Annotated in this window: 10 protein-coding genes; 9 read left to right on the plus strand and 1 reads right to left on the minus strand. The window is 71.2% G+C overall.

The features are described from left to right. A partial coding sequence (locus Cco03nite_RS37245) for an AfsR/SARP family transcriptional regulator (protein WP_203698731.1) occupies window positions 1–1689 on the plus strand: 1689 nt, incomplete at its 5' end. Between the two features lie 212 nt (window positions 1690–1901). Here Cco03nite_RS37245 and Cco03nite_RS37250 read toward each other — a convergent pair. Further along, window positions 1902–2918 carry a beta-ketoacyl-ACP synthase III gene (locus Cco03nite_RS37250; protein ID WP_203698732.1) on the minus strand — a complete coding sequence of 339 codons (1017 nt, stop codon included), beginning with the start codon at window positions 2916–2918 and terminating at the stop codon, window positions 1902–1904. A gap of 394 nt (window positions 2919–3312) precedes the next feature. Between Cco03nite_RS37250 and Cco03nite_RS37255 the strand changes: the two genes are divergently transcribed. The 8 genes from Cco03nite_RS37255 to Cco03nite_RS37290 all read left to right on the plus strand — a co-directional run bounded on the left by Cco03nite_RS37255 (window position 3313) and on the right by Cco03nite_RS37290 (window position 16299). Then, entirely contained in the window at window positions 3313–3906 is a 594-nt protein-coding gene (locus Cco03nite_RS37255) for a TetR/AcrR family transcriptional regulator (protein ID WP_203698733.1), read from the plus strand. A 223-nt stretch (window positions 3907–4129) separates the two neighbouring features. Then, window positions 4130–5452, plus strand: coding sequence for an MFS transporter (locus Cco03nite_RS37260; protein WP_203698734.1), 1323 nt, complete (start codon window positions 4130–4132; stop codon window positions 5450–5452). 170 nt (window positions 5453–5622) lie between these two features. Then, complete coding sequence (locus Cco03nite_RS37265; protein WP_203698735.1) at window positions 5623–7107, plus strand: long-chain-fatty-acid--CoA ligase; 1485 nt, start codon at window positions 5623–5625, stop codon at window positions 7105–7107. A 161-nt stretch (window positions 7108–7268) separates the two neighbouring features. Then, complete coding sequence (locus Cco03nite_RS37270) at window positions 7269–8984, plus strand: aldehyde dehydrogenase family protein (RefSeq protein ID WP_203698736.1); 1716 nt, start codon at window positions 7269–7271, stop codon at window positions 8982–8984. A gap of 210 nt (window positions 8985–9194) precedes the next feature. Beyond that, a complete protein-coding gene (locus Cco03nite_RS37275) occupies window positions 9195–10925 on the plus strand; it encodes a GMC family oxidoreductase (protein WP_203698737.1) in 1731 nt (576 codons plus the stop codon). A gap of 41 nt (window positions 10926–10966) precedes the next feature. Then, on the plus strand, window positions 10967–12790 hold the full coding sequence (locus tag Cco03nite_RS37280; protein ID WP_239167969.1) for an alkyl/aryl-sulfatase: 1824 nt from the start codon (window positions 10967–10969) through the stop codon (window positions 12788–12790). An 86-nt stretch (window positions 12791–12876) separates the two neighbouring features. Next, complete coding sequence (locus tag Cco03nite_RS37285) at window positions 12877–13872, plus strand: formylglycine-generating enzyme family protein (protein ID WP_203698738.1); 996 nt, start codon at window positions 12877–12879, stop codon at window positions 13870–13872. A 57-nt stretch (window positions 13873–13929) separates the two neighbouring features. Further along, complete coding sequence (locus Cco03nite_RS37290; protein WP_275412103.1) at window positions 13930–16299, plus strand: arylsulfatase; 2370 nt, start codon at window positions 13930–13932, stop codon at window positions 16297–16299. Window positions 16300–16309 lie beyond the last annotated feature (10 nt).

Genomic DNA, 16309 nt, shown 5'->3' on the forward strand with positions numbered 1-16309 from the left:
CGGGCGCCCGCCACGATCCTGCTCACCCAAGGCCTCGGGTACGCGTTGGCGTGCGCATCCGATCAAGTGGACGCCTGGCGGTTCGAGCAGGCCGTGACCGCGTCCGCCAAGGCGGACCCGGTCACGGCGCTGGCCCGGCTGGACGAGGCGCTGTCCTGGTGGCGCGGTCCCGCGTACGCGGACTTCCCGGACGCCGCCTGGCCGCGCGCCGAACGGTCCCGCCTGACCGAATTGCGCCTGCAAGCCGTCGAACAGCGTGCGCAAGCCCACCTCGACCTCGGACAGGCCGCCAGGGCCGCTGCGGACCTGGACGGACACGTCACCGCACATCCATGGCGGGAGCAGGGATGGGGGCTGCTGGCTCTGGCGCTGTACCGGTCGGGTCGCCAGGGTGACGCTCTCGCGATGCTGCGCCGGGCTCGTGAGCTGCTCGCCGGTCACCTCGGTGTGGAGCCCGGCCCGGCGTTGCGCACTCTGGAGATCGACATCCTGCGGCAGGAGCCGGGCCTGGACGCCCCCGGCCGACCGGATCCGGCCACCGAAGTGCTGACCCGGGTTGCCTCCGCCTACGAACGGGTCGACGTCGGCGCCCGGATGCGGCTGGAGTCGGCGGTCGGCATGCTGCGCAACCTCGCCGTCACCGGCGCCGGCGGTCTCGAGGTGGCCCGCGAGCAGCGGGCCGCAGCCGTCGCGGCCGCCGAGCAGCTCGGCGACCCGGAGCTGACCGCGCGGGTGATCGGCGCCTACGACGTGCCGGCCATCTGGCCCCGTGCCGACAAGGCGCAGCTGTCGGCCGGCATCGTCGCCGCGGCGGAACGGGCCCTCGCGATCCTCCCGCCGGTCGGCCGGGACCCAGCCCGGGCCCGGCTGCTGGCCACCATCGCGATCGAGTCGCGGGGCACCCGCGATCCACGGCCGGCGCAGTGCGCCCGGCAGGCCGAGGCGATCGCCCGCGCCAGCAGCGACCCCGCGCTGCTGGCGTTCGCGTTGAACGGCGTGTTCATGCAGAGCTTCGCGAGCACCGGCGGATCGGCGCACCGGGACCGGATCGGTGCCGAGCTGGTCGGCCTGGCGAGCCGGCACGACCTGGCCAGCGTGGAGGTGCTCGGTCACCTGATCAGGTTGCAGTCGAGTTGCGCGGTGGCCGCGTTCGACCGGGCCGATCAGCACGCGCAGGCCGCCGACGACCTTGCCGCCCGGCATGAGCGGCCGCTGGTCGCCGTGTTCACCCAGTGGTATCGGGCACTGCGGGCCGACATGGCCGGCGACGACCAGGCAGAGACTCTCTATCGGCGGGCAGGCGCTCGGCTCGACGATGCCGGGATGCCGGGTATGCGCGACGGGCTGCTGCCGCTGGCGCTGCTCGGGATGCGGCTGCGCCGGGGACAGCCGCTGGAGGCCACCGATCACGCCTGGGGGCCATACGAGCCATGGATACGTCCCCCAGCCCGGCTCGCCGAGGTGCCGGATCCACCTGCGGATCCGCTCGCTGAAGCTTTGTGGTGTCTGCTGGGCCGTGCCGCCATCGCCGCCGGCGATCCGGACACCATGAAACGGGTCAGGCAAGCGCTGCTCCCGGCGGCGGCGGAGTGGGCCGGCGCGGCCAGTGGAGCACTGACAATCGGCCGGGTCGCGGATCATCTGGCAGCGCTGGACGCCGCGCTGCTCACAGGTCGCATAGCGCCCTGATGCCCGCCATGGTTGATCGCGAAGCTGCGGTCCCGGACGGCCGTTGGCCAGGAATCCGCGGACGAAGTCGCGTGCCGGTTCCGGATGGCGGCATCAACCCGGCTCAAGCGCCGCCGAGGCCTGGCCACCAGGTACGACAAGCTCGCCGTCCGCTGTCGGGCCACCTACGACATCGCCGCGATCAGCGAATGGCTATGACCCGGTTATGAAACCTAGGGCAGTGTCACGACCTGTGCGGCGTAGGAAAGGCCGGCGCCGAAGCCTATGAGCAGCGCCGTCCCACCGCTGGGGGCTTCGCCGGTGCGTCGCATCTGCTCCATCGCCAGCGGAACCGACGCGGCCGAGGTGTTGCCCAGCTCGGCGATGCTGCGTGCCACCGGCACACCGGCTGGGAGCTTGAGCGCCTTGACCATGGCGTCGATGATCCGCATGTTGGCCTGGTGCGGGATGAAGGCGTCGAGCTCGTCGACGGTGATGCCGGCGGCCTGCAGTGCCCTGTTCGCCACGGGCACCATTTCGTAGGAGGCCCAGCGGAAGACCTGCTGGCCGGACATCTGGATGAAGGGCCGCGGCCCGGTCGGTTCGTCCATGAATGCCTTCCAGTCACGGGTCTGGCCGATCACGCCATACTGGCTGCCGTCCGCGCCCCACACGACCGGGCCGATACCGGGTCGATCCGCGGGTCCGATCACCACGGCGCCCGCTCCGTCGCCGAAGATGAAGGCCGTCGTCCGGTCCTGCCTGTCGATGAAGTCCGAGATGCGTTCCGCACCGATGACCAGGACATGACGGGCGCTGCCGCCCTGGACCATGTCTCGGCCGAGCGCCACTGCGTGACAGAATCCGGCGCACCCGGCCGAGATGTCGAACGCCGCGGCGTTGACGGCGCCGAGCTGGTGTGCGATCAGGGCGGCGATCGACGGAGTCTGCTCCAGGTGGGTCACCGTGGCCACCACCACGCAGCCGACGTCAGACGCGGCGATCCCCGCGTCGGCCAGCGCCGCAGCCGCCGCCTGGACGGACATGGCGGTCAGGGTCTCGTCGGGTTCGGCCCAGCGGCGTTGCGTGATCCCGGTCCGTGCTCTGATCCATTCGTCGGTCGAGTCGATGAAGGTGCAGAGTTCCTCGTTCGTGACGACGCGGCGCGGCCGGTACACCCCCAGGCCGAGGATCCGGGCGGGTGGCGTCGGGTGCGCAGCGGCGATCTCACGTCCGGTCAGCGCTGGCATCCGCCCGGTGTCGGGGTTCGCCGGGGGTGTCTGTGCTGGCATTGCGACTCCTGGCTCGTGGCGGGGGTTGCCCGACGGCGGGCGGTTGTGGCGACGGTCTGCGGTGCCCACAGGTGGTAGGGGAGCAGTGACCGGCTGCGGCGTCCGGCGCGCGGATCCCCGCTCGCCAAAACGATACCGAGAGTACCGTTATCCGCGTGGGTCGGGGCAAGTCCCATGCGCGCAGACTTGTGCAGTCCGCCGGCGCTCCACCCCGACGGCCTTCGGGGTAAAGGGTCGTCTGCGCTGCTCAGGCGACCTGTGTGAACGTCGCGATCATCTGCGGACCATGCGGGCAGGGACTTCCGTGTCAGGTCTGCGGAGCGAGCGGGACGGCCGCCCGTAGGCTTCGGACATGGCGGGTGTACGGGTGGAGCGGGGGCCGGGGCGCCCGCGGCAGGAGCACGTCACGGGGGCGGTGCTGTCCGCCGTCCTGGAATTGGTGACCGAGCAGGGTCTGTCCGCGGTCACCATGGACGCCGTGGCCGCCCGCGCCGGAGTGAGCAAGCCCGCCATCTACCGGCGTTGGCCGGGTAAGCACGAACTGGTCCTTGCGGCGGCGGAGACCCGGATCGGCGTGCTCGCCGTGCCTGATCTGGGCGATTTCCGCGCCGAGTTGCGGGCGGTGCTGGACGCGCGGCTGGACGTCTACCGGATTCCGGGCACGGCCAGGTTGCTGGCTGGGCTGATCGCGGCGGTGGAGGAGGAAGGCGCGGTGCGCGGCGCCTACCAGCGGTATGTCAGCCGGACCATGGGCGAGACGAGAAAGATTCTCGAGCGGGGCATCGCGCGCGGTGATGTGCGTGCGGATGTCGATGTGCAGGCGGCGGCGACCCTGGTGGCGGCACCGTTGATCTTTCGCCTGGTGATCGAGCAGCAGGTGCCCGACGCTCGTTTCGCCGCGGACCTGGCCGACATGATCGCTCGCGCGGTGGGCTCGCCCGCCTGATCCGGTAGCGCCCTCACCGCTGCCGTGGCACACCCACACCCGTCGGGCCGGTTGGCCGCTGACCCGGCGGCGGAATTCTGTCGCGGCATCTTGCGCAGCCGTATGTCGATAACGATACTACCGGTTACGTATCTAGCGTGGCGCAGGTCACGATAGGTGCCGGTAGCCATGGCTTCCGGCGATGAGCCGCCGCACGCCCTCACTACAGCCAAGCGGAGCAATCGTGACCGACACCGAAGTCGCACCCGCAACGTCCGTCAGGCCCGCCGGCACGGTGCCGGACGACCGCCGCCGTGCGTGGATCATCACCGCATTGCTGGTCGTCTTCATGATGATCAATTTTGCGGACAAGTCGATCCTGGGCCTGGCCGCCGAATCGATCCGGGAGGATCTGGGGCTGTCGGCGACCCAGTTCGGCACGGCGAACAGCGCGTTCTTCCTGCTGTTCTCCATCTTCGGCGCGGTCGGCGGGCTGCTGGCCGACCGGGTGCGCCCGCGGTGGCTGCTGCTGGGCATGGTCGTGCTCTGGTCGGTGTCGCAGGCGCCGCTGGCGCTGGGTGCGGGCGTGGCCATGCTGTTCACCTCCCGCATCGTGCTGGGCGCGGCGGAAGGCCCCGCGTTCCCGATCGCGCAGCAGACCGCTCTGTCGTGGTTCCCCAACAACAGGCGCAACCTGCCCAGCGCGCTGGTCACCGCCGGCACCACGTTCGGTGTCGTGATCGCCGCGCCCGGGCTGACCTGGGTGATCGCGGAGCACGGGTGGCGGTCTGCGTTCGGCGTGGTAGCCGTTGCCGGTGTGCTGTGGACGCTGGTGTGGGCATTCGCCGGCAAGGAAGGCCCGTACGCCGTCGCGACCGACCCGGATACTGCCGGCGACGCGGCGGCCGAGGCCGCCGCCGAGCCGACCGCAGGCAACGTCGGCTACCGGCGCATCCTCGGCACCCGCTCCTGGATCGGCATCAGCGCGGGCTTCTTCGCCACCTACTGGATGGTCGCGCTGACCGTCGCCTGGCTGCCGTCGTACCTGCACGACGGGCTGGGCTACTCCAGGACCGCCTCGGCCAACCTGGTGGCGCTGCTGTGGGCCGTCAACGCCGTGGCCCTGCTCGGCCAGGCCGCGCTGACCGGATGGCTGCTGCGACGCGGCGTCAGCAGCCGCTGGGCACGAGCCCGGGTCGGCGGCATCACCCTACTGCTCAGCGCGGCCGGCTGCCTTGCCCTGAGCGCCGGCCAGGGCGGCCCGCTGACCGTGCTGCTGCTGATCGCCGGGTTCGGGATCTGCGGAGTAATGGCGACCATCGCGGTCACCACCGTCGCGGAGATCGCTCCGGCCGAACGACGCGGCGGTGCCCTGGGCATCATGCAAGGTGTCGTGACCACCGCCGGCCTGATCGCCCCCATCCTGGTCGGCCGCCTGGTCGACACGCAGGGCGCGGCCGGATACCGGCACGCGGTCCTGATCTCCGCGGCCGTGCTCCTGCTGGGCGGAACGGCCGCGATCACGCTCGTCGACCCCGCCCGGGACCGGCAGCGCCTGGCGCAGTGACCTGCCGCGCCGGCCGCGCGCCGCTGTGACGTGAGCGGCGGCCGGATCTGCGCGCACGAGGCCCGCCGCGTCGAGTTCCCTGGAGACCGGCGCGGCCGGCCGGCCTCGGCTGACGCCGGAAGCCGAAGAACCGATCCACCTGAACCGCATCCCGATGGAGAAACCCGATCATGACCAACCTTGCCCAGAACCTGGCCGACTCGGCCGCGTGCGACGGCGCGGCACCCGCCATCCGGCTCGGCGAGACGGTGCTGTCGTACGCGCAGCTCGACGCGGCGAGCGCCCGGGTCGCCGGGCTGCTGCGCGAGCGTGGCGTGCAGCCCGGCGACCGGGTCGGGCTCATGCTGCCCAACGTGCCGCAGTTCGCCGCCGCCTACTACGGCATCCTGCGTGCCGGTGCGGTGGTGGTGCCGATGAACGTGCTGCTCAAGTCCCGCGAGGTGGCGTTCTACCTGAGTGACTCGCAGGCCAGGGTCGTCCTGGCCTGGCACGGGTTCGGTGCGGACGCCACGGCCGGCGCGGCCGCCGCCGGCACCGAATGCCTGCTGGTGGTGCCCGGCGAGTTCGAAGCCCTGCTGGGCGCCACCACGCCGCAGGACGGCATCGTGGCGCGCGAGGCGGGGGACACCGCTGTCATCCTCTACACCTCCGGCACGACCGGCACTCCCAAGGGCGCCGAGCTGAGCCACGCCAACCTGACCCGCAACGCCGAGATCGGCGTCGATCTGATGTCGCTGACCTCCGGCGACGTCGTGCTCGGCGCGCTGCCGCTGTTCCACTCGTTCGGGCAGACGTGCGGCCTCAACGCAGCGGTCGCCGCTCGGGCGTGCCTGGCGCTCGTGCCGCGCTTCGACCCCCAGGCCGTGCTCGACACGATCCACCGCCACCGCGTCACGGTCTTCGAAGGCGTGCCGACGATGTACGTCGCGCTGCTGGCCCACCCGCAGCGGGCCGAGTTCGACGGGGACAGCCTGCGCCTGTGCGTGTCCGGCGGCGCGGCGCTGCCCGTCGAGGTCATGCGTGCCTTCGAGGCCGCGTTCGGCTGCATCGTCCTCGAGGGATACGGCCTGTCGGAGACCTCGCCCATCGCGTCGTTCAACCATGCCGACCGCGAGCGCAAGGCCGGGTCGATCGGCACGCCCGTCGCCGGGGTCGAGATGGCGCTGCGCGACGTCGAGAACGGTGTCGGTGAGATCGTGATCCGCGGTCACAACATCATGAAGGGGTACTGGGGGCGTCCGGACGCGACCGCGGAGGCGATCGACGCCGACGGCTGGTTCCGCTCCGGCGACCTGGGCCGCGTCGATGAGGACGGCTTCTTCTTCATCGTCGACCGCAAGAAGGACATGATCATCCGCGGTGGGTACAACGTGTACCCGCGCGAGATCGAGGAGCTGCTGTACGAGCACCCCGCCGTGCGCGAGGCCGCCGTCATCGGCGTCCCGCACGCCGACCTGGGCGAGGAGATCTGTGCCGTGGTCGCGCTCAAGGCCGGCGCCGAGGCCACCGCGGAGGAGCTGCGCGAGCACGTCAAGACACAGGCCGCGGCGTACAAGTACCCGCGGCACGTGTGGATCGTCGCCGAGCTGCCGAAGTCGCCGACCGGCAAGATCCTCAAGCGGGAGGTCACAGTGCCCGCGGGCCTGCTCGCCTGACACCGCGCCCGCCCCGCCCGGTGCCCGGACACCGCCGCCTGCCGTAGGGAGAAGCGGCAGGCGGCGGCCGGACCCCTGGATCCTCCGGGCGTCCCCGCGACCACTTTCGCGTCCATGATCCTCGGCCGACTTCGGCCGGCCCAGCGCCGACAAGGACACCGATGACTCTCAGCACCGCCACGACCGCGCAGTTGGATCAGATGATCGCCGAGCTTCGCGGCGGCGAACACGCCTGGGCCCGCGAGTCCCTCAGTTCCCGCCGTGCCCTGCTGCGCCAGTTGCAGGCGGCCGTCGCCGCCCACGCCGAACAGTGGGTGCGGGTCGCCGCAGGCATCAAGCAGCTGCCCGCCGGCTCGCCGCTGCTCGGTGAGGAGTGGACCAGCGGCCCCTGGGCCGTGCTCGGCTACGTCGACGCGCTGGCCGACACCCTGGCACACCTGGAGCAGGGACGTGACCTGCTCGCGGGGTGCAGGGTCGGCACCGCGCCGGGCGGCCGGGTGAGCATCGGCGTGCTGCCGCACGACTCCTTCGACCGGCTGCTGCTCAGCGGTTTCCGGGCCGAGGTCTGGATGGAGCCCGGCGTCACCGAGCAGGAGACCCGGGAACGCGCCGGGCTGGGCCTGCTCGCTCCTGAGCTCACCGCCGGCGTCGCCGTGGTCATGGGCGCGGGCAACATCTTCTCGATCGCGCCCCTGGACGTGCTGTACCAGCTGTACGCGTACAACCGGGTGGTCCTGCTCAAGCTCAACCCGGTCGCCGAGGCGCTGCTGCCGGTGCTGGCCGCGGTGTTCGCGCCGTTCATCGACCGGGGCTATCTGCGCATCGTCACCGGGGACGCGTCCGTCGGCGACCACCTGGTGACCCATGCCGGTGTCGACGCCGTGCACCTCACCGGCAGCGAGGCCACCCACGATGCGATCGTGTGGGGGACCGGCGAGGCGGGGCGGGCGGCGAAGGCCGCCGGTACGCCGCGGCTGGACAAGCCCGTCACCAGCGAACTCGGCGGGGTGTCTCCGACGATCGTGGTGCCCGGTCGCTGGTCGAAGGCCGACATCCGGTTCCAGGCCGAGCATGTCGCCACGCAGCGCCTGCACAACAGCGGCTTCAACTGCGTCGCCGCGCAGATCGTCATCGTGAGCCGGGACTGGCCGCAGAAGCGGGAGTTCCTCGCCGCGCTGCGCGATGCGTTCGCGAACGCGCCCGTTCGCCCGGCCTGGTATCCGGGCTGTGACGTGCGGGTGTCCGGCGCCCGGAGGACGCATCCGCGCTTCGAGGCTGTGGGCGGCACCCCGGAACGGACCGTGCTGTGGGGCCTCGACCTCGGTGATGACGGTGAGCGGGCGTTCGACACCGAGTACTTCGGTCCGGTTCTCGGCGTGGCCGAACTGCCCGGCACGGGCATGGTGTTCCTCGATGCGGCGGTCGACGCCGCCAACGAGCGCCTGCACGGCACGCTCGGCGCCAACCTGGTGATCGACCCGCGTACGCGTCGGCGGCTCGGCCCGCGCCTGCGTGACGCCATCGCCCGGCTGCGCTACGGCACCATCGGCGTCAACGCCTGGACCGGCGTGGGCTACCTGACCGCCCGCGCCACCTGGGGAGCGTTCCCCGGGCACCCGCTCGACGACATCGCCAGCGGCCGCGGCGTGGTGCACAACGCGTTGCTGCTGCACCGACCCGAACGGACCGTGGTGTACGGGCCGTTCCGGCCGCTGCCGCGCTCGATCATGACCGGCGAGTGCGGCCTCACCCCGAAACCGCCGTGGTTCCTGACCAACCGCACCGCCGCGACGACCGGCCGACGGCTCACCGCGTTCGCCGCTCGGCCCCGCTGGTCGGCGCTGCCCGGGATCTTCGCCTCCGCGCTGCGGGGGTGACTGGGCCTGTCCCGGCGCCGTGCAGGGTCGGCGCCGGGACGGACCGCGGACCCTCAAGAGCACTGCGGCGTCGCCGGTCAGCGCTGACGGATGGGTTCACCTTGCGGCCGACGGGCTCTTGCCCTGTTGATCGTTAATAACGATACTGGCGTTAACGCAATTCGCGCGAGCGCTGCCACCTCTGACGCTGCTGCGGAAGGTATGCATGTCATGAGTACCCACGATTACGACGTCCTGGTCATCGGCTCCGGCTTCGGCGGATCCGTATCTGCCCTGCGCCTGACCGAGAAGGGCTACCGCGTCGGCGTGCTCGAGGCAGGTCGGCGCTACACCAGCGAGGAACTGCCCAAGACGTCCTGGGACGCGCGCAGGTTCGTGTGGGCCCCCGCCCTGGGGCTGTACGGCATCCAGCGCATCCACCTGCTGCGCGACGTGGTGATCCTCGGCGGCGCCGGCGTCGGCGGCGGATCGCTGAACTACGCCAACACGCTCTACCAACCGCTCGCGCCGTTCTTCGACGACCCGCAGTGGGCCCACATCACCGACTGGCGCGACGAACTCGAGGCGCACTACGACCAAGCCCGGCGCATGCTCGGCGTCACCATGAACCGCACCGTCACCGAGGCCGACAAGGTCCTCAAGTCGGTGGCCGACGACATGGGAGTCGGCGCCACGTTCACCCTGACGCCGGTGGGAGTGCTCTTCGGCGAGGACGGCCGCAAGCGCGGCACCGAGGTCGACGACCCGTTCTTCGGCGGCGCCGGACCCCGGCGCAACACCTGCATCGAGTGCGGCTCCTGCATGACCGGCTGCCGGTACAACGCCAAGAACACCCTGGACAAGAACTATCTTTACCTGGCCGAGCGCAACGGCTGCGAGATCCACCCGATGACCACGGTCGTCGACCTCAAGCCGCTACCGGCCGGGGGATACGCCGTGCACACGGTGGCCACCGGCAGGGCAGCGCTGCGCCGCCGCCGGCGGCGAGTCTTCACCGCCGAGCAGGTGGTGTTCTCGGCCGGCACCTACAACACCCAGAAACTGCTGCACCGCCTGCGCGACACCGGCTCGCTGCCGCACATCTCGCCCAAGCTCGGGCAGCTGTCCCGGACCAACTCCGAGTCCGTGCTGGGGGTCAAGGCGCGGAGCAAGAACATCGCCTACACCCAGGGTGTCGCGATCACCTCGTCGATCCACGTCGACGAGAACACCCACATCGAACCGGTGCGCTACGGCAAGGGCAGCAACCTGATGGCGCTGCTGCAGACCGCGCTCACCGACGGCGACCAGGGCCGCCCCCGCTGGGTCACCTGGGCCAAGACGATGCTCACCCAGCCGCGGAACTGGACCTGGTTCTCGCCGAAGAACTGGTCCGAGCGCACGATCATCCTGCTGGTGATGCAGGCGCTGGACAACTCGATCACCGTCCGCGGGCGCCGGACCATGTCGGGCCGGTACAAGCTCACCTCCGGCCCTGGCCACGGCCAGCCGAACCCGTCCTGGATCCCCGCCGCCAACGACGCAGCCCGCCGGGTCGCCGACAAGATCGACGGCATCGCCGGAGGCACCATCGGCGAGATCGCCAACATCCCCCTGACAGCCCACTTCATCGGCGGCTGCCCGATCGGCGACTCTCCCCGGACCGGTGTCGTCGACCCGTACCACCGTCTCTACGGCCACCCGGGCATCCACGTCGCCGACGGTTCGACCGTGTCGGCCAACCTCGGCGTCAACCCGTCGCTGACCATCACCGCCCAGGCCGAACGCGCCATGTCGTTCTGGCCCAACCGCGGCGAGCCGGACCCCAGACCCGCACTCGGAGCGGCCTACCAGCGCATCGCCCCGATCGCGCCGCACCGGCCCGCCGTTCCCGCCGACGCCCCGGCCGCCCTCGGCCCGGCCACCGCGTCGCCGTCATCGCCCGGCAGCTCGGCCCTGTGATCCGCCGACAGCCGGCAGACCAGGTCTCCAGCATTTCCCCGATGGACACGTACGGAGGTTCCACCATGGACAACGCACCCGACTTCGGCGATCGGACCGACTTCGACAACGCCGACCGGGGCTTCGTCGCCGCGCTGACGCCAGGTGTCGTCACCGCGGCCGACGGGCGGGTCGTGTGGGACGCCGACGCGTGGTCCTTCCTCGACGGTCAGTGCCCGGACACCGCGAACCCGAGCCTGTGGCGGCAGAGCCGGCTGTGCGCCCGCCAGGGCCTCTACCAGGTCACCGAGGGCATCTACCAGGTGCGCGGCCTTGACCTGTCGAACATGACGATCGTCGAGGGCGACACCGGCATCGTCGTCGTCGACCCGCTGCTCAGCGTCGAGACCGCCGCGGCCGCGCTCGGCCTGTACCGCGCCCACCGCGGCGACCGCCCCGTCACCGGCCTGATCTACTCCCACTCCCACGCCGATCACTTCGGCGGCGCCGCCGGCGTGACCGACGGCGACGTGCCGATCCTCGCGCCGGTCGGGTTCATGGAGCACGCCGTCGCCGAGAACGTGTACGCAGGCACGGCGATGACCCGCCGGGCGAGCTTCATGTACGGGGCGACCCTGCCGGTCGGCCCGAGCGGGCTGATCGGGTTCGGGCTGGGCAACGCCGCCTCCTCCGGGACCGTGTCACTGTTCCCGCCCACGATCGACATCACCTGCACCGGGCAGGAGGAGACCGTCGACGGCGTGCGGATCGTGTTCCAGCTGACGCCGGGCACCGAAGCGCCCTCGGAGATGAACTTCCTGTTCCCCGACCACCGCGCCCTGTGCCTGGCCGAGAACGCCACGCACACCATGCACAACGTGCTCACCCCCCGCGGCGCGCTGGTCCGCGACGCCCGGATCTGGTCGCGGTACATCACCGAGGCGATCACCATGTTCGACGGCGCGGCCGACGTCGTGTTCGCCTCGCACCACTGGCCCACCTGGGGCCAGGACAACATGACGCGATACCTCACCGAGCAGCGCGACCTTTACGCCTACCTGCACGACCAGACGCTGCGGCTGGCCAACCAGGGCCACAACGCGACCGAGATCGCCGAGATGATCCAGCTGCCGCCGGCCCTGGACGCGGCGTGGCACGCGCGCGGCTACTACGGGACGGTGTCGCACAACGTCAAGGCCGTCTACCAGCGCTACCTCGGCTGGTTCGACGGCAACCCGGCCAACCTGTGGCAGCACCCACCGGTCGAGACCGCCAAGCGGTACGTCGACTGCCTCGGCGGGGTCGACGCCGTCGTGAGCAAGGCTCGCGACTACGCCGACGCCGGAGACCTGCGGTTCGCCGCGCAACTGCTGCAGCATGCGGTCTTCGCCGACCCCGCTCACGGCGACGCGAAGGAACTGCTCGCCCAGGTGTACGAGAAGCTCGGTCACGGCGCGGAGAGCGGCATCTGGCGCAACTTCTACCTCACCGGCGCGCAGGAGCTCCGCCACGGGCCCGACGTCACCCCGGTCGACCTCGGCGGCGGCATGGCCGCGGTGCTGTCGATCGAGCAGATCTTCGACACCCTGGCGATCCGGGTCGACGCGCCCAAGGCGTGGCACGACACGATCGTCATCGACTGGACGTTCACCGACCTGGGCCAGTCGTACCGCACCACGCTGCGCAACGGGGTGCTCGTCCAGCAGCAGAATCCGCCCGCCGGCAACCCCGAACTCAGCCTCACCCTGACCAAGCCGCAACTGCTGGGCATGCTGGCAGGCAAGGGCCTCGGCGGCATCGCGCACGACGGCGATCTCGACGGTCTCCGGCGTATGCAGGGCTACCTCGACGCGCCCGATCCGCGGTTCGCGATCGTGACGCCCTGACGGTGACTCCACGCCGGAAGCCAGGCGAACGGTCCACCCCGCGACCCGCACACCGACCTGAGACCGAGCATCGTCAGGGGACGAGCATGAGCAACACCGATGGCAGCCTGCGGACCGCGCGGCCCACCCCGGGGAACCGGGCCGGGGGCATGGCGTGGATCCCCGGCGGCCGGTTCACCATGGGATCGGACCGCCACTACCCGGAGGAGGCCCCAGCCCACCACGTCGCCGTCGACGGCTTCTGGATCGACCCCGCCCCGGTCACCAACGCCCAGTTCGAAGCCTTCGTCGAGGCCACCGGATACGTGACGACGGCGGAACGGCCCGCCGACCCGGCCGCGTACCCCGGTGCCGACCCGGCGCTGCTCGCACCGGCCTCGGCGGTGTTCACGCCGCCACCGTATCCGGTGGACCTGGGTGACCTCCACCAGTGGTGGTCGTACGTGGCCGGCGCGAACTGGCGCCATCCGGGTGGTCCCGGCACGTCGCTGCGCGAACGCCGTGAACACCCCGTAACCCACGTGACCTATGCCGACGCCCTCGCCTACGCGCAGTGGGCCGGCAAGCAGCTGGCCACCGAGGCCGAGTGGGAGTACGCCGCGCGCGGCGGCCTGCCCGACAGCGAGTACGCGTGGGGCGACGAGTTCAACCCCGGCGGCAGCCACATGGCCAACACGTGGCAGGGCCGGTTTCCGCACGAGAACCTACGGCTGGACGGGTACGACGGGACCTCACCGGTCGGCGCCTTCCCCGCCAACGCCTACGGCCTCCACGACATGATCGGCAACGTGTGGGAGTGGACGTCCGACTGGTACGCCGAGCACGGCCGCCTCGCACCGAACACGCCCACCTGCTGCGGCACCGCCGCCCCCCGGGTCAACCCGGCCGGCGGCACCGAGTCCGGCAGCTTCGAACCCGGCCAGGCGCACCTGCGTATCCCCCGCAAGACGATGAAGGGCGGCTCGCACCTGTGCGCGCCGAACTACTGCCGCCGCTACCGCCCCGCCGCACGGCTGCCCCAGCCGGTCGACACCTCCACCTGCCACCTGGGCTTCCGCTGCGTCGTGCGGCCGGCGTCGTGACCTGCCGCCGACACGACAGCGTGCGCGTCACCTCACCACCTCGAAACGGAGACCCCCGTGCCCGCGTATGACGACCTGCCCCGCACCACGCTGCCCATGCCCGACCGGCCCAAGCCGGGGCTGACCACCTACGACGCGCGGGACCCGGACACCTCGTTCGCGCCGATCGCGCCGCTGCGGCCGCCGGCGGGCGCGCCGAACGTGCTGGTGATCCTGCTCGACGACGTCGGGTTCGGCGCCTCCAGCGTGTTCGGCGGCCCGGTGGACACCCCGGTGGCGCAGCGGCTGGCCGACGGCGGGCTGCGCTACAACCGGTTCCACACCACGGCACTGTGCTCGCCGACGCGGCAGGCGCTGCTGACCGGCCGTAACCACCACTCGGTGGGCATGGGTGCGATCACCGAGCTGGCCACCTCCGCGCCGGGCTACAGCACCATCCGGCCCAACAGCAAGGCGACGCTGGCCGAGACGCTGCGGCTCAACGGATACGCGACCGCCCAGCTGGGCAAGTGCCACGAGGTCCCGGTGTGGGAGACGAGCCCGGCCGGCCCGTTCGACCGCTGGCCCACCGGCAGCGGATTCGAGTACTTCTACGGTTTCATCGGAGCCGAGGCCAACCAGTACTACCCGACCCTCTACCACGGCACCACCCCGGTCGAGCCGACCCGCACCCCGGAGGAGGGTTACCACCTCACCGAGGACCTGGCCGACCGGGGCGTGGACTGGATCCGCCGCCAGCACGCGCTGCAGCCGGACCGGCCGTTCTTCATGTACTTCGCGCCCGGCGCCACGCACTCCCCGCACCACGCGCCCAAGGAGTGGTGCGACCGGTACGCCGGGCGCTTCGACGCAGGCTGGGACGCGCTGCGCGAGGAGATCTTCGAACGGCAGAAGCAGCTCGGCGTGATCCCACCCGACGCGGTGCTGACCGCGTTCAACCCGGAAATCCCGCACTGGCACGACATGCCCGACGACCTCAGACCGGTGCTCGCCCGGCAGATGGAGGTCTACGCCGGATTCCTCGCGCACACCGACCACCAGATCGGCCGCCTCGTACAGGCCCTGGACGACCTGGAACTGCTCGACGACACGCTCATCTACTACATCATCGGCGACAACGGCGCCTCCGCCGAAGGAGCCATGCACGGCACCTTCAACGGATCGATCAACTACAACGGCATGGGCGCGCTGGAGACCCCGGAATTCCTGCGCGCGCGGATGGACGAGCTCGGCACCCCCAGCGCGTACAACCACTTCGCGGTCGGCTGGGCGCACGCGCTGTCCACGCCGTACCAGTGGACCAAGCAAGTGGCCTCGCACTGGGGCGGCACCCGCAACGGCACCGTCGTGCACTGGCCCGCCCGCATCAGCGCCGCCGGCGAGCTGCGTGAGCAGTTCGCGCACGTCATCGACGTCGCCCCGACCATCCTCGAGGCCGCCGGGCTGCCCGAGCCGACGACCGTGCACGGCGTCACGCAGGCCCCGATCGAGGGCGTCAGCATGGGTTACACGTTCAGCGACGAGGCCGCGCCGGAGCGGCACCAGACGCAGTACTTCGAGATCGGCGGCAACCGCGGCATCTACCACCGTGGCTGGACCGCAGTCACCCGGCACCGCACGCCCTGGCTGTTGCTCGGCGCGCAGCTGGCAGCCTTCGACGACGACGTGTGGGAGCTGTACGGCCCCGACGACTGGACCCAGTCCCGCGACCTGGCTGCTGAGCAGCCCGACATGCTGCACCGGCTGCAGCGGCTGTGGCTGATCGAGGCGGCCAAGCATGGGGTGCTGCCGCTTGACGACCGGGGCGCGGAGCGGTTCAACCCCGACCTGGCCGGGCGGCCGCAGCTGATCCGAGGCGCCACGCAGGTGCTGTTCCCGGGCATGGGTCACCTCAACGAGAACTCCGTCATCAACGTCAAGAACAAGAGCCACGCCGTCACGGCTCAGGTCGGGGTGCCCGACGCCGGCGCGCAGGGCGTCATCATCGCCCAAGGCGGCATGGCCGGCGGCTGGAGCATGTACGCCCATGAGGGGCGGCTGCGCTACTGCTACAACCTCGTCGGCCTGCGCCACTTCTACATCGACTCCGACACCCGGATCCCGGCCGGGGAGCACCAGGTCCGGGCGGAGTTCGCCTACGACGGCCCTGGCCTGGCCAAGGGCGGCACCGTCACCCTCCACCTCGACGGCGTCGAAGTGGGCCGCGGCACCGTGCCGGCCACCCAGCCGGTGATGTTCTCCGCAGACGAGGCCACCCACGTCGGCAGGGAGTCCGGCTCCACGGTCACCCCGGAGTACCCGGCCCGCGGCAACGACTTCACCGGCACGATCCGCTGGGTTCAGATCGACGTCGACGCCGAAGCGGCCAACGCCGAGCACCTCATCCCGATCGAGGAACGCTGGCGTATCGCCATGGCCCGGCAATGACGGCCGGCCC

Source organism: Catellatospora coxensis, from assembly GCF_016862635.1.
GTDB classification, from domain to species: domain Bacteria; phylum Actinomycetota; class Actinomycetes; order Mycobacteriales; family Micromonosporaceae; genus Catellatospora; species Catellatospora coxensis.

Coding starts and splice junctions, on each gene's coding strand:
- Cco03nite_RS37250 (WP_203698732.1), bottom strand. CDS start 2,918: ATGCCAGCGCTGACCGGACGTGAGATCGCCGCTGCGCACCCGACGCCA.
- Cco03nite_RS37255 (WP_203698733.1), top strand. CDS start 3,313: ATGGCGGGTGTACGGGTGGAGCGGGGGCCGGGGCGCCCGCGGCAGGAG.
- Cco03nite_RS37265 (WP_203698735.1), top strand. CDS start 5,623: ATGACCAACCTTGCCCAGAACCTGGCCGACTCGGCCGCGTGCGACGGC.
- Cco03nite_RS37270 (WP_203698736.1), top strand. CDS start 7,269: ATGACTCTCAGCACCGCCACGACCGCGCAGTTGGATCAGATGATCGCC.
- Cco03nite_RS37275 (WP_203698737.1), top strand. CDS start 9,195: ATGAGTACCCACGATTACGACGTCCTGGTCATCGGCTCCGGCTTCGGC.
- Cco03nite_RS37280 (WP_239167969.1), top strand. CDS start 10,967: ATGGACACGTACGGAGGTTCCACCATGGACAACGCACCCGACTTCGGC.
- Cco03nite_RS37285 (WP_203698738.1), top strand. CDS start 12,877: ATGAGCAACACCGATGGCAGCCTGCGGACCGCGCGGCCCACCCCGGGG.